At 58.1% G+C, this 16,946-nt stretch carries 15 protein-coding genes; 12 read left to right on the top strand and 3 right to left on the bottom strand.

What is annotated here, in order from left to right:
- The first annotated feature begins 141 nt into the window (after nt 1–141).
- On the top strand, nt 142–909 hold the full coding sequence (locus JFT86_RS02515; RefSeq protein ID WP_103303218.1) for an FCD domain-containing protein: 768 nt from the start codon (nt 142–144) through the stop codon (nt 907–909).
- Between the two features lie 137 nt (nt 910–1,046).
- Here the strand turns inward: JFT86_RS02515 and smpB are convergent, their stop codons facing one another.
- Nucleotides 1,047–1,529: an SsrA-binding protein SmpB gene (gene smpB, locus JFT86_RS02510; RefSeq protein ID WP_007915208.1), complete on the bottom strand. Its 483-nt coding sequence runs from the start codon at nt 1,527–1,529 to the stop codon at nt 1,047–1,049.
- A gap of 119 nt (nt 1,530–1,648) precedes the next feature.
- Here smpB and JFT86_RS02505 point away from each other — a divergent pair, with 119 nt between their 5' ends.
- Genes JFT86_RS02505 through JFT86_RS02495 form a run of 3 tightly spaced genes read left to right on the top strand, consistent with a single transcriptional unit; the run spans nt 1,649 to nt 3,801 of the window.
- Entirely contained in the window at nt 1,649–3,052 is a 1,404-nt protein-coding gene (locus tag JFT86_RS02505; protein ID WP_201235521.1) for a sodium-dependent transporter, read from the top strand.
- Nucleotides 3,053–3,059: 7 nt separating this feature from the next.
- Nucleotides 3,060–3,494, top strand: coding sequence for a type II toxin-antitoxin system RatA family toxin (locus tag JFT86_RS02500; protein ID WP_003221509.1), 435 nt, complete (start codon nt 3,060–3,062; stop codon nt 3,492–3,494).
- Nucleotides 3,487–3,801: an RnfH family protein gene (locus JFT86_RS02495; RefSeq protein WP_201235520.1), complete on the top strand. Its 315-nt coding sequence runs from the start codon at nt 3,487–3,489 to the stop codon at nt 3,799–3,801. Before JFT86_RS02500 ends, JFT86_RS02495 begins: the two co-directional genes overlap by 8 nt.
- A 61-nt stretch (nt 3,802–3,862) precedes the next feature.
- Here the strand turns inward: JFT86_RS02495 and JFT86_RS02490 are convergent, their stop codons facing one another.
- On the bottom strand, nt 3,863–4,390 hold the full coding sequence (locus JFT86_RS02490) for an outer membrane protein assembly factor BamE (protein WP_038357476.1): 528 nt from the start codon (nt 4,388–4,390) through the stop codon (nt 3,863–3,865).
- A 97-nt stretch (nt 4,391–4,487) separates the two neighbouring features.
- Here JFT86_RS02490 and fur point away from each other — a divergent pair, with 97 nt between their 5' ends.
- A complete protein-coding gene (fur, locus tag JFT86_RS02485) occupies nt 4,488–4,892 on the top strand; it encodes a ferric iron uptake transcriptional regulator (RefSeq protein ID WP_201235519.1) in 405 nt (134 codons plus the stop codon).
- Nucleotides 4,893–4,967: 75 nt separating this feature from the next.
- Here the strand turns inward: fur and recN are convergent, their stop codons facing one another.
- The gene (recN, locus tag JFT86_RS02480; RefSeq protein WP_201235515.1) at nt 4,968–6,641 is read right to left on the bottom strand and encodes a DNA repair protein RecN; all 1,674 of its coding nucleotides are present in this window, start codon (nt 6,639–6,641) and stop codon (nt 4,968–4,970) included.
- 240 nt (nt 6,642–6,881) lie between these two features.
- Here recN and grpE point away from each other — a divergent pair, with 240 nt between their 5' ends.
- The 7 genes from grpE to greA all read left to right on the top strand — a co-directional run bounded on the left by grpE (nt 6,882) and on the right by greA (nt 16,924).
- The gene (gene grpE / locus JFT86_RS02475) at nt 6,882–7,448 is read left to right on the top strand and encodes a nucleotide exchange factor GrpE (protein ID WP_201235513.1); all 567 of its coding nucleotides are present in this window, start codon (nt 6,882–6,884) and stop codon (nt 7,446–7,448) included.
- 102 nt (nt 7,449–7,550) lie between these two features.
- Nucleotides 7,551–9,467, top strand: a complete 1,917-nt coding sequence (gene dnaK / locus JFT86_RS02470) for a molecular chaperone DnaK (protein ID WP_025110460.1) — start codon at nt 7,551–7,553, stop codon at nt 9,465–9,467.
- Nucleotides 9,468–9,763: 296 nt separating this feature from the next.
- The gene (gene dnaJ / locus JFT86_RS02465; protein WP_201235511.1) at nt 9,764–10,888 is read left to right on the top strand and encodes a molecular chaperone DnaJ; all 1,125 of its coding nucleotides are present in this window, start codon (nt 9,764–9,766) and stop codon (nt 10,886–10,888) included.
- A gap of 9 nt (nt 10,889–10,897) precedes the next feature.
- On the top strand, nt 10,898–11,704 hold the full coding sequence (gene dapB / locus JFT86_RS02460; protein WP_201235509.1) for a 4-hydroxy-tetrahydrodipicolinate reductase: 807 nt from the start codon (nt 10,898–10,900) through the stop codon (nt 11,702–11,704).
- Nucleotides 11,705–11,961: 257 nt separating this feature from the next.
- On the top strand, nt 11,962–13,098 hold the full coding sequence (carA, locus tag JFT86_RS02455) for a glutamine-hydrolyzing carbamoyl-phosphate synthase small subunit (RefSeq protein WP_201235507.1): 1,137 nt from the start codon (nt 11,962–11,964) through the stop codon (nt 13,096–13,098).
- 125 nt (nt 13,099–13,223) lie between these two features.
- Nucleotides 13,224–16,445, top strand: coding sequence for a carbamoyl-phosphate synthase large subunit (gene carB, locus JFT86_RS02450; protein WP_201235499.1), 3,222 nt, complete (start codon nt 13,224–13,226; stop codon nt 16,443–16,445).
- Nucleotides 16,442–16,924 carry a transcription elongation factor GreA gene (gene greA, locus JFT86_RS02445; RefSeq protein ID WP_201235492.1) on the top strand — a complete coding sequence of 161 codons (483 nt, stop codon included), beginning with the start codon at nt 16,442–16,444 and terminating at the stop codon, nt 16,922–16,924. The genes carB and greA overlap by 4 nt, the downstream gene beginning before the upstream one ends.
- The last annotated feature ends 22 nt before the right edge of the window (nt 16,925–16,946 follow it).

The following is a 16,946-nucleotide window of genomic DNA, read 5'->3' as shown; positions in this document are numbered from 1 at the left end:
CGCCCTGAAACTTTTGTCGAATGAGCGGTGCAGAACTCATCTGATCTGGTCGGGCGATTGTTTTCTGGCAGGTGTCGGCAGCGCGCCAATAGGCCAGAATAGAGAGCCCGGCGAGCGGTCGGGATCGTGGAGAAATGAGTTATGGGGTTTGATCAGATACGTCAGCGCCGTTTGTCTGACGACATTGTCGAGCGGCTTGAGGGGATGATTCTCGAAGGCACGCTGAAGTCCGGTGAGCGGCTGCCAGCGGAGCGCACGCTGGCCGAGCAATTTGGCGTATCACGTCCGTCGCTGCGCGAAGCGATTCAGAAACTGGCGGCCAAGGGGCTGCTGGTCAGTCGACAGGGCGGCGGCAATTATGTGGTGGAAAGCCTGGGGTCGACCTTCAGCGACCCGCTTCTGCAATTGCTCGAAAGCAATCCCGAGGCGCAGCGTGACTTGCTGGAATTTCGGCACACTCTGGAGGCATCGTGCGCCTATTACGCTGCATTGCGCGCCACCGATGTCGATCGCGAGCGCCTGACGGCCGCCTTCGAAGAGCTGCAGGATTGCTACACGCGTCACGACGATGTCAGTCGGGCGGAGGAGGGCGCGGCGGATGCGAAGTTTCACCTGGCGATTGCCGAGGCCAGTCATAACGCGGTGTTGCTACACACCATTCGTGGGTTGTTTGATTTGCTCAAACGCAACGTCGTGACCAACATCGGCGGGATGTACAAACAGCGCACGGAAACCCGCGACATGCTGATCACTCAGCATCGGGAATTGTATCTGGCGATTATCGAAGGTCGCGCGGAGCAGGCGCGGGAAGTCTCTAGCCGACACATCTTGTATGTGCAGGAAGTGCTGGAAGAGGTGCGCCAAGAGGTTCAGCGCATGGCTCGGGCGGAGCGGCGCAAGGGGATGTGAGGTGGCAAATTAATTGTGGCGAGGGAGCTTGCTCCCGCAGAGGCGCGCAGCGGCTCTCGCTTTAATGTAAGCGAGAACCGATGGCGCCTGCTGCGCAGGCGCGCGGGAGCAAGCTCCCTCGCCACAGGCAGAAAAAATTAATCTTCCTTGCCCTTGTTGCGCACAGCGCGCTGCAGCTCGCGACCGGCATCGCGTTCGCGCTCGGTGTCACGCTTGTCGTATTCCTTCTTGCCCTTGCCCAGAGCAATTTCGCACTTGACCATGTGCTTGCTCCAGTACCAGGACAGGCATACGCAGGCGTAACCCTTTTGCTGCACGGCAGCCGCAAGCTTTTCCAGCTCGCGGCGGTTGAGCAGCAATTTGCGCGTGCGCACCGGGTCGGCGATGACGTGGGTGCTGGCGGTCATCAGAGGCGTGATGTGACTGCCGAGCAGCCACGCTTCGCCATCCTTGAGCAGCACGTAACTGTCGACCAGTTGCAGCTTGCTTGCCCGCAGACTTTTTACTTCCCAGCCGGCCAGGACCAGACCAGCCTCGAACTTATGTTCGATGAAGTAATCGTGTCGCGCCTTTTTGTTCTGCGCGATGGTCCCTGTTGGGTGTTTCTTCTGTTTAGCCATAGGGGCGGCATTATATGGAGATAAACGGCTGTCGGCTACGGTGATGCTGCGTGCTTGAGCAGGTTGAGTGAATCCCGGACAATGCTGCCTCTTTTTCTAACGCTTGGGCGTGATAAACGATGTCGACAGACAAGGTTTCTGTCCACGGCAGTTGGGCTAGCCGCTGGGTATTCATACTCGCCGCGACCGGTTCGGCCGTGGGACTGGGTAGTATCTGGAAGTTCCCCTACATGGTCGGGGTCTACGGCGGCGGTGCCTTTGTGCTGATGTTTCTGGCGTGCATCGCACTGATCGGGATCCCGGTCATGCTCGCTGAAACCCTGATCGGCCGGCGCGCGCGGCAGAGTCCGGCGAACGCCTTGAAGGTGCTGGCGCTGGAAGCCGGGCACTCGGCCAAGTGGTCGTGGGGCGCATTCGCCGGGATGATCACGGCATTGTTGATTCTGTCTTTCTATAGCGTGGTCGGCGGCTGGTCGCTGGACTACATCGTCGATATGGGGCGCGGCGACTTCCAGGGCGCCACTGCCGATCAGGTCGGCGCCTATTTCGGCAATGTCATCGCCGACCCATGGCGTCTGACACTTTGGCACTCAGTTTTCATGCTGCTGTCGGCGCTGGTGATTGCCAAAGGCGTGGTCGCCGGTCTTGAGCGCAGTTTGCGCATCATGATGCCGCTGTTGTTCGTGATGATTCTGGTGTTGCTGGGTTACAGCATGACCACCGGGCATTTCATGGAAGGCGTGCATTTCATGTTCGACTTCCACCCGGAAAAAGTCCTCGACGGTTTGTTGCCGGCGATGGGGCACGCATTCTTCTCGCTGAGCGTCGGTGTGGGCTCGATCATGATCTACGGCGCTTACATGCCGAAGAACGCGTCGTTGTCCGGCACGGTGGTTGGCGTGGCACTGCTCGATACCTTTGTGTCGCTGGTCGCAGGTCTGGCCTTGTTCCCGATTGTCTTCGCCGGAGGCCTGAATCCCAGCGAGGGACCTGGACTGATGTTCGTCAGCCTGCCATTTGCCTTTGGTAATGTGGCTTTCGGTCAATTGATGGGCGTTGTGTTCTTTGTTCTGGTGGCGATTGCTGCCTGGAGTTCGGCGATTTCGCTGTTGGAGCCGATGGTTGCATACCTGGTCGAACGCACGAAAATCAGCCGCACCTGGGTGACTTTCTGGCTGGCATTCATTTGCTGGTTCGTCGGTCTGGGTACGGTGTTTTCTTTCAATATCTGGAAGGAAGCCAAATTTTTCGTGAACGAAGGCGGGATGTTCCATCTCTACCAATGGGGTGCGCAGAGCGGTCTGGATTTCTTCGGAGTCATCGACTTTTTCACCTCGCGCATCATGTTGCCGCTCGGCGGGCTGTGCTTTGTGCTGTTTGCCGGTTGGGTGATGGGGCGTGAAGCGGTGCGTGACGAGTTGTCGATCCGTAACCCGGCATTGTTTGCCCTGTCTTTGTTCTTGATGCGCTACGTTGCGCCTATCGGCATTGTTGTAGTGTTTGCCGCTCAGCTCTGGAAGTAACGCTCACATGACGACACATATTCAACGATCTGCCCTGCTGCCTTATCCGGCGCAGTTCCTTTATGACTTGGTCAACGACGTGGCGCGGTACCCGGAATTCTTGCCGTGGTGCTCGTCAGCTGAGGTGCTGGAGAGTTCGCCCGAGCATATGCGTGCCAGTGTTGGCGTGGCCAAGGGCGGGCTCAGCCAGCACTTCGTGACACGTAATACGCTGGTGCCGGGGCAATCGATCGAGATGAACCTCGAAGAGGGCCCGTTCAACCAACTGCACGGCGTCTGGGTGTTCAAGGCGTTGAACGAGAAGGCCTGCAAGATCAGTCTCGATCTGTCATTCGATTACGCAGGTCCGCTGGTGCGCGCTACGCTGGGGCCATTGTTCAATCAGGCAGCGAACACGCTGGTGGATGCATTCTGCCAGCGCGCCAAGCAGATGCATGGTTGAGTCGGTGATCGAGATAGAGGTCGTGTATGCGGCCGTTGATCGTCAGGTCTTGCGCACGGTCAGTGTTGCCGAAGGGATTACCGTGCGTGAGGCGTTGCTCAGGTCAGGGATTGGCGACGAGTTCCAGGAGCTTGATCTGGCAGCGTGCCCGGTAGGGATTTTTGGCAAAGTGATTGCTGATCCTCAGGTTCGCCTGATTCAGGCGGGGGATCGCATCGAAATATATCGCCCCCTGCTTGCCGATCCCAAAGAGGTGCGGCGTTTGCGTGCCGCCAAGGCTGCGGCGGCAAAAGCTCGAGAACAGTAAGCGAGCTAAATTGCAGGCAATAAAAAACCCGGAATGTCCGGGTTTTTTATTGCCTCGCAAATTATTGCGGCGAGGTATCCAGCGGCTCTGGTGTGGGAACCGGAACGGTTTCTACACCATCGACGTCCTTCTGGATCTGATCCAGCAAGGAACCTGGCTTGACCGGTTTTTCCGGTTTTGGCTTCTCGGCGTTTTCAGCAGGAGCGGTCACGGTTGTGCCACTGTCCTTGCCGAGAATGGCTTCGTCACGGCTTACGCCCGGCATAAAGTCACCGGACAGGCTGACAAGCTGGTCGTTTGAGTTGAATATAACGCTGATGCGTTCCTGTTGGCGTTCACCGCCACCCGGTTGCAGGCTGTACAGATAATCCCAGCGATCGGCATGGAACGTGTCGACAAGCAGAGGGTTGCCCATGATAAACCGTACTTGCGGCCGGGTCATTCCCGGGCGTAACTGGTCTATCATGTCCTGCGTGACGACATTGCCCTGCTGGATGTCGATTTTGTAAACCCCGGGGAATGAACAACCGGCGAGTGCGAGCAGTCCCACAAAGGTGAAACTGGTTAGCAAGAGCTTGGTGTTTTGCATCGGTGGGCGACTTCCACTATCTTGGCTGGGACAACGTAAACGCCGATCATACCCGCATTAAGAGAAGCTGCGAAGCAGCATCGCGAGAAAGCTGACCATGGTTGAAAATAGCGAACTACGCAAAGCCGGCCTTAAAGTGACCCTGCCACGGGTCAAGATCCTGCAAATGCTCGACTCTACCGAGCAGCGTCACATGAGTGCCGAGGACGTCTACAAGGCGTTGATGGAAGCTGGCGAGGACGTTGGTCTGGCCACGGTTTACCGTGTTCTGACCCAGTTCGAAGCAGCTGGCCTCGTGGTCCGTCACAATTTCGACGGTGGCCACGCGGTATTCGAATTGGCCGACAGTGGCCACCACGACCATATGGTCGATGTGGAAACTGGTGAGGTTGTCGAATTCGTCAGCGTGGAAATCGAAAAGCTTCAGAAGGCAATTGCCGACGAGCACGGTGTCGAGTTGGTGGATCACAACCTGGTGCTGTACATCCGCAAGAAAAAGTAAGCATGTCGCGCGAATTTCACATTCGCGAAACGAACGAAGGCGACCCATGGGTCGCCTTCGTGCTTTCTGCCGTTCTTAAACTTTCGCGGTAACGACCATTTTTTTCGCGTGGGCGAGTGATTCTTTGGTCAAATCGATGCCGCCCAGCATTCGTGCCACTTCTTCTATACGGTCGTTTTTGCTCAGTTTAGAGACGGCCGTGTGCGTTGCCTCTTCTCCACGTACCTTATGCACGAACAGATGCTGGTGACCCTGTGCCGCGACTTGGGGCAGGTGCGTCACGGTCAGAACCTGCCCGCGATCGCCGAGGCGACGCAACAGTTGGCCGACAATTTCCGCCGTCGGACCACCAATGCCCACATCGACTTCGTCGAACACCAGTGTCGGGACACGGGATGTCTGCGCAGTGATGACCTGGATCGCCAGACTGATTCGTGAGAGCTCGCCGCCGGATGCGACTTTCGCCAGCGCCTTGAGCGGTTGACCAGGGTTTGCACTGACCAGCAATTCGACCTGTTCGAGCCCGTTAGGCAGGAGTTCGTCGCTGCTGTTGGCGCGTAGCTCGATAGTAAATCGACCGCCAGGCATGCCCAGGCGCTGAATCTCCAGCTCCACAGCGCCGGCGAGGCTGCCGGCCGCCTGATGGCGCAAATCACTCAGCTCCCGTGCCTTCTCCTGATAGTGGCGGGCGTAGGAAGCCAGCTCTTCGCCTAATCGCTCGATGGATTCGTCGTTGGCGTTGAGTGTTTCGATTTCATCCAGCAGTTTTTGCTGCATTTCCCCGACTTCGGTCGGCTGAATACGGTGTTTGCGCGCCAGGGTGTAAATAGCGTCGAGGCGCTCTTCCAGATATTGCAGGCGGGCCGGATCGGCGTCGAAGTTGTCGAGGAAACGATTGAGTTCACCGACAGCTTCTTCGACCTGGATCTGTGCACTGGTCAGCAGGCTGCTGGCTTCACCCAGTGCGCCAACAGAGTTGTTCACACTCGACAGTCGATTGAGGCTGGCCGTCAACGCATTCAGCACATTGCCGGAATCACTTTCGCTGCACTGTTCGACTACTTGTCGGCAGATGCCAAGCAAGGTTTCGGCGTTGGTCAGATTTTTGTGTTCCTGCTCCAGCTGTTCGAGTTCGTTATCACCAAGCCCGAGGTTTTCCAGTTCCTCGAGCTGGTAGCTGAGCAGTTGATGGCGGGCGCGTTGTTCATCGCCGGAATTGGAGAGACGCTCCAGTTCCTGGCGAGTCTGGCGCCAACGCTGTGCGGCGAGCTGAACCTGACGGGCCAGATCGGTGGCACCAGCGTATTCGTCGAGCAGGCGACGGTGGGTATCGGTTTTCAGCAGGGATTGGTGTTCGTGCTGGCTATGGATGTCTATCAGCAATTCGCCGAGAGCCTTGAGATCGCCAAGCGGGCAGGGCGTGCCGTTGATATAGCCACGCGAACGGCCCTCCGAGGTGATGACCCGGCGCAGGATGCAGGGGCCGTCGATGTCCAGGTCGCGCTCGGCCAGCCAGGCGCTGGCTTCGGGAATGTCGCACAGGTCGAAGGTCGCCAGAATATCGGCCTTGTCGGCACCGGGGCGGACCACGCCGCTGTCGGCGCGATCGCCGAGGGTCAGGCCCAGTGCGTCGAGCATGATCGACTTGCCGGCGCCGGTTTCCCCTGTGATCACGCTCATCCCGCGATCAAGTTCGAGATCGAGATGTTCAACGATGGCGTAGTTGTGTACGGACAGGTGCACCAGCATAAAGGCCGCTCCCAGGCTTTAGGTCTGGTTATTTATACAGTGTTTTGTTTCTGGCTGACAATGCCCTCGCTTAGCTCGATTCGCTTGAACAGAAAATCTTCTTAGCGCATCGAGGAATGAGAAAGCGGCACTTTTTTGTAGGGTTAATGGTTGAAAGCCCTTGAAGCCTGATTTTGCGGCCCCATATATCGGGGCAGAAGCGCGAGTCGAACTCGCGGACGATATTGAAAGGAGAATTCTATGGCTGACGAACAGACAGTAGATAAGCAAAACCCAGAAGCCAATCAGGCGCCCGAGGGTTCGGGTGACGACCTGGCGACCCGTGCACAAGTGCTCGAAGAGCAATTGGCCGCCGCGCAGGATCAGTCTCTGCGTGTCGCTGCCGATCTGCAGAACGTCCGTCGTCGTGCCGAGCAGGATGTCGAAAAGGCGCACAAGTTTGCCCTGGAAAAATTCGCCGGCGACCTGCTGCCGATCGTTGACAGCCTGGAGCGCGGCCTCGAGCTGTCGAACCCGGACGACGAAAGCATCCGTCCGATGCGTGAAGGCATCGAGCTGACGCTGAAAATGTTCCACGACACCCTCAAGCGTTATCAGCTTGAAGCGATCGATCCGCATGGCGAACCGTTCAATGCCGTTCAGCATCAGGCAATGGCCATGCAGGAAAGCGCCGACGTAGAACCGAACAGCGTTCTGAAGGTGTTCCAGAAGGGCTATCAGCTCAACGGTCGCCTGTTGCGTCCGGCCATGGTTGTAGTCAGCAAGGCGCCGGCGCCAATTTCGCCTTCGATTGACGAGAAGGCTTGAAATTAGCCGCAAGACCCCCATTTAGAAGTCAAGCGTTTAAGTGCTACCGCAGTCAGCCACCACTGCTGCGGCATCCAAATCCAAAGTTTCGGGAGAGTGAACATGGGCAAAATTATCGGTATCGACCTGGGGACTACCAACTCCTGCGTCTCCGTGCTGGAAAACGGCAAGGCAAAAGTTATTGAAAACGCTGAAGGCGCGCGTACTACGCCGTCGATCATCGCTTACGCCAACGATGGCGAAATTCTGGTAGGTCAGTCGGCCAAGCGTCAGGCAGTGACCAACCCGCACAACACTCTGTACGCGGTAAAGCGTCTGATCGGTCGTCGTTTCGACGAAGAAGTTGTGCAGAAAGACATCCAGATGGTCCCTTACAAGATCGTCAAGGCTGACAACAACGACGCCTGGGTTGAAGTGAACGGCCAGAAAATGGCTCCGCCACAAATCTCGGCTGAAATTCTGAAGAAAATGAAGAAGACCGCCGAAGACTACCTCGGCGAGCCAGTGACCGAAGCGGTGATCACCGTTCCGGCCTACTTCAACGACAGCCAGCGTCAGGCGACCAAAGACGCCGGCCGCATCGCCGGTCTGGACGTAAAACGTATCATCAACGAACCAACCGCAGCCGCTCTGGCTTACGGTATGGACAAGGCCAAGGGCGATCACACCGTGATCGTTTATGACCTGGGTGGCGGTACTTTCGACGTCTCCGTCATCGAGATCGCTGAAGTTGATGGCGAGCACCAGTTCGAAGTATTGGCCACCAACGGTGACACGTTCCTGGGCGGTGAAGACTTTGACATTCGTCTGATCGACTACCTCGTTGACGAATTCAAGAAAGAAAGCGGCATGAACCTCAAAGGTGACCCGCTGGCCATGCAGCGCCTGAAAGAAGCCGCTGAGAAAGCCAAGATCGAGCTGTCGTCCGCTCAGTCGACCGACGTCAACCTGCCGTACATCACTGCAGATGCGACCGGTCCTAAGCACCTGAACGTGAAGATTTCGCGTGCCAAGCTCGAAGCACTGGTTGAAGACCTGGTTCAGCGCACCATCGAACCTTGCCGCATCGCCATGAAAGACGCAGGTCTGGACGTTGGTGCGATCAACGACGTGATTCTGGTCGGTGGTCAGACTCGCATGCCGCTGGTACAGAAGCTGGTTACTGATTTCTTCGGCAAAGAAGCTCGTAAAGACGTTAACCCGGACGAAGCTGTTGCCATGGGTGCCGCGATTCAGGGCGCTGTTCTGGCCGGTGACGTGAAAGACGTTCTGCTGCTCGACGTCAGCCCGCTGACCCTGGGTATCGAAACCATGGGTGGCGTGATGACTGCGCTGATCGAGAAAAACACCACGATTCCTACCAAGAAATCGCAAGTGTTCTCGACTGCCGACGATAACCAGGGCGCCGTGACCATTCACGTCCTGCAGGGCGAGCGTAAGCAAGCCGCACAGAACAAGTCTCTGGGCAAGTTCGACCTGGCCGACATTCCACCTGCTCCACGTGGCGTGCCACAGATCGAAGTGACCTTCGACATCGACGCTAACGGCATCCTGCACGTTGGTGCGAAAGACAAGGCTACCGGCAAGACTCAGTCGATCGTGATCAAGGCCAACTCCGGTCTGTCCGACGAAGAAATCGAGCGCATGGTGCGTGACGCCGAAGCCAACGCTGAGGAAGACCGCAAGTTCGAAGAGCTGGCCGCTGCCCGTAACCAAGGTGATGCACTGGTTCACTCGACTCGCAAAATGGTTGCTGACGCGGGCGACAAAGTCACCGCCGAAGAGAAGACTGCGATCGAAGCGGCTGTGGTTGCTCTGGAAGCCGCTGTCAAAGGCGACGACAAGGCTGCCATCGAAGCGAAGGTTGAGGAGCTGTCGAAAGTCTCCGCTCCGGTTGCTCAGAAGATGTACGCCGAACAGGCTCAGCCTGCTGAAGGCGCGGCACCGCACGACGAGAAAGCTGAAAAGGCTGACGACGTTGTCGATGCCGAGTTCGAAGAAGTAAAAGACCACAAGTAAGTTGTTGGTCGGCCGGTTGACTGCCTTTAGGCGGTGACTGGTAGGATGTCGCCGCGCGGGAGCTAGCTCCCGCGTTGGCGTATCTGGAATACGCGAATTTTTACAGCATGCGACAAAGCTCGGATGCTGGTGGTATGGCCGAAAATGCTCCTGCTTTTCGTGCCGCAAGTACCGCAGAACCAAAGACCAGGATCGTTGAATTGACGTGAGTTGGGTCCGGGCCTGTATTGGGGCTCAACGAGTTTGGCGATCCTCAGGAGGGGTTTGCCGGACGTCCTCAAGAGTGCAGAAGACTTATGGCAAAGCGTGACTATTACGAAGTATTGGGTGTTGAGCGTGGCTCAAGCGATGCAGACCTGAAGAAGGCCTATCGCCGTCTGGCGATGAAGCACCACCCGGACCGTAATCCCGATGACAAAGCATCGGAAGAGATGTTCAAAGAGGCCAACGAGGCCTATGAAGTGCTGTCCGACTCCAGCAAGCGTGCGGCGTACGATCAGTACGGTCATGCCGGTGTCGACCCAAGCATGGGCGGCGGCGGTGCCGGTTTCGGTGGTCAGAACTTCTCTGACATCTTTGGCGATGTCTTCAGTGATTTCTTCGGTGGCGGTCGCGGCGGTTCCCGTGGCGGCGCTCAGCGCGGCAGCGACTTGCGCTACACCCTGGAGCTGAATCTGGAAGAAGCGGTGCGCGGTACGACCGTGAATATCCGTGTGCCGACGCTGGTCAATTGCAAGCCGTGTGATGGTTCGGGCGCCAAGAAAGGTTCTTCGCCGTCGACCTGCCCGACTTGCGGCGGCATCGGTCAGGTGCGCATGCAGCAGGGCTTCTTCTCGGTGCAGCAGACCTGCCCGCGCTGCCATGGCCAGGGCAAGATCATTTCCGACCCGTGCGATTCCTGCCACGGTGACGGTCGCATCGAAGAGTACAAAACCCTTTCGGTCAAAGTGCCGGCTGGCGTTGATACCGGCGACCGCATTCGTCTGTCCGGCGAAGGTGAGGCGGGTACTCAAGGTGGCCCGACTGGCGATCTGTACGTGGTCATCAATGTCCGCGAGCACGATATCTTCCAGCGCGACGGCAAGCATCTGTTCTGCGAAGTGCCGATCAGCTTCGTTGATGCAGCGTTGGGTGGCGAGCTGGAAATTCCGACCCTCGACGGTCGCGTCAAACTGAAAATCCCTGAAGGCACCCAGACCGGCAAGCAGTTCCGCGTTCGCGGCAAGGGCGTAGCGCCAGTGCGTGGCGGTGGTGCGGGCGACTTGATGTGCCGTGTTGCGGTCGAGACCCCGGTCAACCTGAACCGTCGTCAGCGCGAATTGCTTGAAGAATTCCGCAGTTCGCTGGCCGATGACAACAGCCATTCGCCGAAAACCACCGGTTGGTTCGACGGTGTGAAGCGCTTCTTCGGCGATCTGTAAGGAGTCGGCATGCGACGTATAGCTGTGATGGGCGCCGCCGGGCGCATGGGCAAGATTCTGGTTGAGGCCGTGCAACAGCGCGCGCCACTGACCGGTTTGACCGCCGCAATCGTGCGTCCTGGCAGCACGCTGATTGGTGTGGATGCCGGTGAGCTGGCTTCGCTTGGGCGTATCGGTGTGCCGTTGTCCGGTCATGTGGAGTCGGTGGCGGAAGAGTTCGACGTGTTGATCGACTTTACCCTGCCGGAAGTCATGCTGAAAAACCTGGCGTTCTGCCGCAAGGCTGGTAAAGCCATGGTGATCGGTACCACCGGGCTGGATGCTGCGCAGAAGAAGTTGTTGGCCGAGGCCGGCAAGGACATACCGATCGTGTTCGCCGCCAATTTCAGTGTCGGGGTAAACCTGTCGCTGAAACTGCTCGAGATGACTGCGCGAGTGCTGGGTGACGATGCCGACATCGAGATCATCGAGGCTCATCACCGGCACAAGATTGATGCCCCTTCAGGCACGGCTTTGCGCATGGGTGAAGTGATTGCCGATGCGCTGGATCGTGATCTGCAGAAGGTTGCGGTCTATGGCCGTGAAGGCCATACCGGTGTGCGTGAGCGTGAAACCATCGGTTTTGCCACCGTGCGCGGTGGTGATGTGGTCGGTGATCATACGGTGCTGTTCGCCTGCGAGGGCGAGCGTCTGGAGATCACTCATAAAGCTTCAAGTCGCATGACGTTTGCCAAGGGGGCGGTGCGTGCCGCGCTGTGGCTGGACGGTCGCGAACCGGGCCTTTATGACATGCAAGACGTGCTCGAACTGCACTGAGTCATGCTTTCATCCAGCGCAAACGCCCTGTTTGCGCTGGATTTTCACCACCGAGCGACGCCCTGTCGCATTCTCCGGCCTTTTAGGCTCTTTAGCGGTGGACCAAAAAAGCCTTTTTCTGTAAGCTACAGCTTTAGTGTGTCCACTAAAAGCGCGCAGAATAATTCAGTGAAGAAGCGGGGTGACGTGTCCATACGTCACTCCGCTTTTTTACAACCTGCGATTGCCCTTTCATGCGTTATTTACGGGAGGTCTTCTTGACTAAGCCAGCCATACTCGCCCTTGCTGATGGCAGCATTTTTCGCGGCGAAGCCATTGGAGCCGACGGTCAAACCGTTGGTGAGGTGGTGTTCAACACCGCAATGACCGGCTATCAGGAAATCCTTACCGATCCTTCCTACGCCCAACAGATCGTTACCCTGACTTACCCGCACATCGGCAACACCGGCACCAACCCGGGCGATGCCGAGTCCGATCGCGTCTGGTCCGCTGGCCTGGTTATCCGTGACCTGCCACTGGTAGCGAGCAACTGGCGTAACACAATGTCCCTGTCCGACTACCTGAAAGCCAACAACGTTGTCGCTATCGCCGGTATCGACACCCGTCGCCTGACCCGCATCCTGCGTGAGAAAGGCGCACAGAACGGCTGCATCATGGCCGGCGACAACATCTCCGAAGAAGCTGCCATTGCCGCCGCGCAAGGCTTCCCGGGCCTGAAGGGCATGGATCTGGCGAAAGTCGTCAGCACCAAGACTCAATACGAATGGCGTTCGACTGTCTGGGACCTGAAAACAGACAGCCACGCGACCATCGAAGCCTCCGAGCTGCCTTACCACGTCGTCGCCTTTGACTACGGTGTCAAGGTCAACATCCTGCGCATGCTGGTCGAGCGCGGCTGCCGCGTTACTGTCGTGCCGGCGCAAACGCCTGCCGCCGACGTGCTCGCACTGAAGCCGGACGGCGTGTTCCTGTCCAACGGCCCTGGTGATCCGGAGCCATGCGACTACGCGATCCAGGCGATCAAAGACGTACTGGAAACCGAGATTCCGGTATTCGGCATCTGCCTTGGCCACCAACTGTTGGCTCTGGCCTCCGGCGCCAAGACCCTGAAAATGGGCCACGGCCACCACGGTGCCAACCACCCGGTGCAGGATCTGGACACTGGCGTGGTGATGATCACCAGCCAGAACCACGGTTTTGCGGTAGACGAAGCAACCCTGCCAGCCAACGTGCGTGCGATCCACAAGTCGCTGTTCGACGGCACCCTGCAAGGCATCGAGCGCACTGACAAGAGCGCGTTCAGCTTCCAGGGCCACCCTGAAGCGAGCCCGGGCCCGAACGATGTGGCGCCACTGTTCGACCGCTTCATCAACGAGATGGCCAAGCGACGCTAAGCGTTCGCCTTGAGACTGTAGAGAGAAGCCCTTGAGGGCGGCCCCGAATCCGGCGGCCCCCTCGGGACTTCAGAAATCGATCAAGACGGCTTGCCGACTGACCTGCGGATTTGAGTGACAAACCCATGCCAAAACGTACAGACATTAAAAGCATCCTGATTCTCGGCGCTGGCCCGATCGTTATCGGCCAGGCCTGCGAATTCGACTACTCCGGCGCCCAGGCTTGCAAAGCCCTGCGCGAAGAGGGTTACCGCGTCATCCTGGTGAACTCCAACCCGGCCACCATCATGACCGACCCGGACATGGCCGACGCCACCTACATCGAGCCGATCAAGTGGCAGACCGTTGCCAAGATCATCGAGAAAGAGCGTCCGGATGCAGTGCTGCCAACCATGGGCGGCCAGACCGCGCTGAACTGCGCCCTGGACCTGGAGCGCGAAGGCGTTCTGGAGAAGTTCGGGGTGGAAATGATCGGTGCCAACGCCGACACCATCGACAAGGCTGAAGACCGTTCGCGTTTCGACAAAGCCATGAAGTCGATCGGCCTGGAATGCCCGCGTTCAGGTATTGCCCACAGCATGGAAGAAGCCAACGCCGTTCTTGAGCGCCTGGGCTTCCCGTGCATCATCCGTCCGTCCTTCACCATGGGCGGCACCGGTGGCGGTATCGCCTACAACCGTGAAGAGTTCGAAGAAATCTGCGCCCGCGGTCTCGACCTGTCGCCGACCAAAGAGCTGCTGATCGACGAATCGCTGATCGGCTGGAAAGAATATGAAATGGAAGTTGTCCGCGACAAAAAGGACAACTGCATCATCGTTTGCTCGATCGAAAACTTCGACCCGATGGGTGTGCACACCGGTGACTCGATCACTGTTGCGCCGGCTCAGACCCTGACCGACAAGGAATACCAGATCCTGCGTAACGCCTCCCTGGCGGTACTGCGCGAGATCGGCGTCGAGACTGGCGGCTCCAACGTACAGTTCGGTATCTGCCCGGATACCGGCCGCATGGTCGTGATCGAAATGAACCCGCGTGTGTCGCGTTCCTCGGCACTGGCTTCGAAAGCCACCGGTTTCCCGATCGCCAAAGTCGCCGCCAAACTGGCTGTGGGCTACACCCTCGACGAACTGTCGAACGACATCACCGGCGGCAAGACCCCGGCGTCCTTCGAGCCGTCGATCGACTACGTCGTCACCAAGCTGCCACGCTTCGCCTTCGAAAAATTCGCCAACGCTGACGCGCGCCTGACCACTCAGATGAAGTCGGTTGGTGAAGTCATGGCCATCGGCCGGACCTTCCAGGAATCCCTGCAGAAAGCTCTGCGCGGTCTGGAAGTGGGCGTTTGCGGTCTGGACGAGAAACTCGACCTGAGCAACCCGGAAAGCATGAGCGTGCTCAAGCGCGAACTGACCGTGCCGGGCGCTGAGCGCATCTGGTATGTGGCGGACGCTTTCCGCGCCGGCATGACCGTCGAAGACATCTTCGGCATGAACATGATCGATCCGTGGTTCCTGGTGCAGATCGAAGATCTGATCAAGGACGAAGAGAAGGTCAAGACCCTCGGCTTGTCGGCTATCGACCGCGACCTGATGTTCAAGCTCAAGCGCAAAGGCTTCTCCGATCAGCGTCTGGCCAAGCTGCTGGGTGTGACCGAGAAAAACCTGCGCACGCACCGTCAAAAGCTGGAAGTGTTCCCGGTCTACAAGCGCGTTGATACCTGCGCCGCCGAGTTCGCCACCGACACCGCTTACCTCTACTCGACGTACGAGGAAGAGTGCGAAGCCGCGCCGTCGGGTCGCGACAAAATCATGATTCTGGGTGGCGGTCCAAACCGTATCGGCCAGGGCATCGAGTTCGACTACTGCTGCGTTCACGCTGCCCTCGCATTGCGCGAAGACGGCTACGAAACCATCATGGTCAACTGCAACCCGGAAACCGTTTCCACCGACTACGACACTTCCGACCGTCTGTACTTTGAGCCGGTAACCCTGGAAGACGTGCTGGAAATCTGTCGCGTCGAGAAGCCGAAAGGCGTGATTGTCCAGTACGGCGGCCAGACTCCGCTGAAACTGGCTCGTGCTCTGGAAGCTGCCGGCGTGCCAATCATCGGCACCAGCCCTGACGCCATCGACCGCGCTGAAGACCGTGAGCGTTTCCAGCAAATGGTTGAGCGCCTGAACCTGCGTCAGCCGCCAAACGCCACCGTGCGCAGCGAAGACGAAGCTGTTCGCGCTGCTGCGAAGATCGGTTATCCGCTGGTGGTGCGTCCGTCCTATGTACTGGGCGGTCGCGCGATGGAAATCGTTTATAAGGAAGACGAGCTCAAGCGTTACCTGCGTGACGCGGTGCAAGTGTCCAACGACAGCCCGGTGCTGCTCGACCACTTCCTCAACTGCGCCATTGAAATGGACGTGGATGCGGTCTGCGACGGCAAAGACGTGGTGATCGGCGCGATCATGCAGCACATCGAACAGGCTGGCGTTCACTCCGGTGACTCCGCTTGCTCGCTGCCGCCGTACTCGCTGCCGGCGCACATCCAGGACGAGATGCGCGAACAGGTCAAGAAAATGGCCTTGGAGTTGGGCGTTGTCGGCCTGATGAACGTACAGTTGGCGCTGCAAGGCGAAGACATCTACGTCATTGAGGTCAACCCGCGCGCCTCCCGTACCGTACCGTTCGTCTCCAAGTGCATCGGTGTTTCCCTGGCGATGATCGCTGCTCGCGTGATGGCCGGTAAAACCCTGCAGGAAATCGGCTTCACCAAAGAAATCATCCCGAACTTCTACAGCGTGAAAGAGGCGGTATTCCCATTCGCCAAATTCCCTGGCGTTGACCCGATCCTCGGCCCGGAGATGAAGTCGACCGGTGAAGTGATGGGCGTCGGCGATACCTTCGGTGAGGCATTCGCCAAGGCCCAGATGGGCGCCAGCGAAGTGTTGCCGACCGGCGGTACTGCGTTCATCAGTGTGCGTGATGATGACAAGCCACTGGTTGCAGGCGTGGCCCGTGATCTGATCAACTTGGGTTTCGAAGTGGTTGCCACTGCCGGTACTGCCAAGCTGATCGAAGCGGCTGGCCTGAAAGTGCGCCGTGTGAACAAAGTGACCGAGGGTCGTCCGCACGTGGTCGACATGATCAAGAATGACGAAGTCACCCTGATCATCAACACCACCGAAGGTCGTCAGTCGATCGCTGATTCGTACTCCATTCGTCGTAATGCCTTGCAGCACAAGATTTACTGCACCACCACCATTGCTGCGGGCGAAGCTATCTGTGAAGCGCTGAAGTTCGGTCCGGAAAAGACTGTGCGCCGCTTGCAGGATCTACACGCAGGATTGAAGGCATGAGCTTAGTTAAATACCCGATGACTGTTCAGGGCGCTCGCGCCCTGGAAGAAGAACATACTCACCTGACCAAGGTCGTGCGTCCGAAGCTCAGCCAGGACATCGGTACGGCCCGCGAGTTGGGTGATTTGAAAGAAAACGCTGAATACCATGCTGCCCGCGAACAGCAAGGCATGGTCGAGGCGCGGATTCGTGACATCGAGGGCCGGATTCAGAATCAGGTCATCATTGATGTCACGACCATTCCTCATACCGGCAAAGTGATCTTCGGCACCACCGTCGAAATCGCCAACGTCGAGACTGATGAAACCGTCACTTACCACATCGTGGGTGAGGATGAGGCTGACTTCAAACTCGGCAAGATTTCGGTAGGCTCGCCTTTGGCCCGCGCCTTGATTGGCAAGGAAGAGGGCGATGTGGTCGCCGTGAAAACGCCTGGTGGCGTTATCGAGTACGAGATTGTCGAAGTCCGTCACATCTGAAACCGGGCGCCCGCTGCATGCG

This window comes from Pseudomonas sp. TH06 (assembly GCF_016651305.1).
In the GTDB taxonomy this organism is placed as follows: Bacteria; Pseudomonadota; Gammaproteobacteria; order Pseudomonadales; family Pseudomonadaceae; genus Aquipseudomonas.
This window is presented reverse-complemented; position numbering and strand designations above follow the sequence as displayed.

Bases quoted from the DNA above. Each gene is read 5' to 3' on its own strand.
- JFT86_RS02515 (WP_103303218.1), top strand. From the start codon at position 142: ATGGGGTTTGATCAGATACGTCAGCGCCGTTTGTCTGACGACATTGTC.
- smpB (WP_007915208.1), bottom strand. From the start codon at position 1,529: ATGGCTAAACAGAAGAAACACCCAACAGGGACCATCGCGCAGAACAAA.
- JFT86_RS02505 (WP_201235521.1), top strand. From the start codon at position 1,649: ATGTCGACAGACAAGGTTTCTGTCCACGGCAGTTGGGCTAGCCGCTGG.
- JFT86_RS02500 (WP_003221509.1), top strand. From the start codon at position 3,060: ATGACGACACATATTCAACGATCTGCCCTGCTGCCTTATCCGGCGCAG.
- JFT86_RS02495 (WP_201235520.1), top strand. From the start codon at position 3,487: ATGGTTGAGTCGGTGATCGAGATAGAGGTCGTGTATGCGGCCGTTGAT.
- JFT86_RS02490 (WP_038357476.1), bottom strand. From the start codon at position 4,390: ATGCAAAACACCAAGCTCTTGCTAACCAGTTTCACCTTTGTGGGACTG.
- fur (WP_201235519.1), top strand. From the start codon at position 4,488: ATGGTTGAAAATAGCGAACTACGCAAAGCCGGCCTTAAAGTGACCCTG.
- recN (WP_201235515.1), bottom strand. From the start codon at position 6,641: ATGCTGGTGCACCTGTCCGTACACAACTACGCCATCGTTGAACATCTC.
- grpE (WP_201235513.1), top strand. From the start codon at position 6,882: ATGGCTGACGAACAGACAGTAGATAAGCAAAACCCAGAAGCCAATCAG.
- dnaK (WP_025110460.1), top strand. From the start codon at position 7,551: ATGGGCAAAATTATCGGTATCGACCTGGGGACTACCAACTCCTGCGTC.
- dnaJ (WP_201235511.1), top strand. From the start codon at position 9,764: ATGGCAAAGCGTGACTATTACGAAGTATTGGGTGTTGAGCGTGGCTCA.
- dapB (WP_201235509.1), top strand. From the start codon at position 10,898: ATGCGACGTATAGCTGTGATGGGCGCCGCCGGGCGCATGGGCAAGATT.
- carB (WP_201235499.1), top strand. From the start codon at position 13,224: ATGCCAAAACGTACAGACATTAAAAGCATCCTGATTCTCGGCGCTGGC.
- greA (WP_201235492.1), top strand. From the start codon at position 16,442: ATGAGCTTAGTTAAATACCCGATGACTGTTCAGGGCGCTCGCGCCCTG.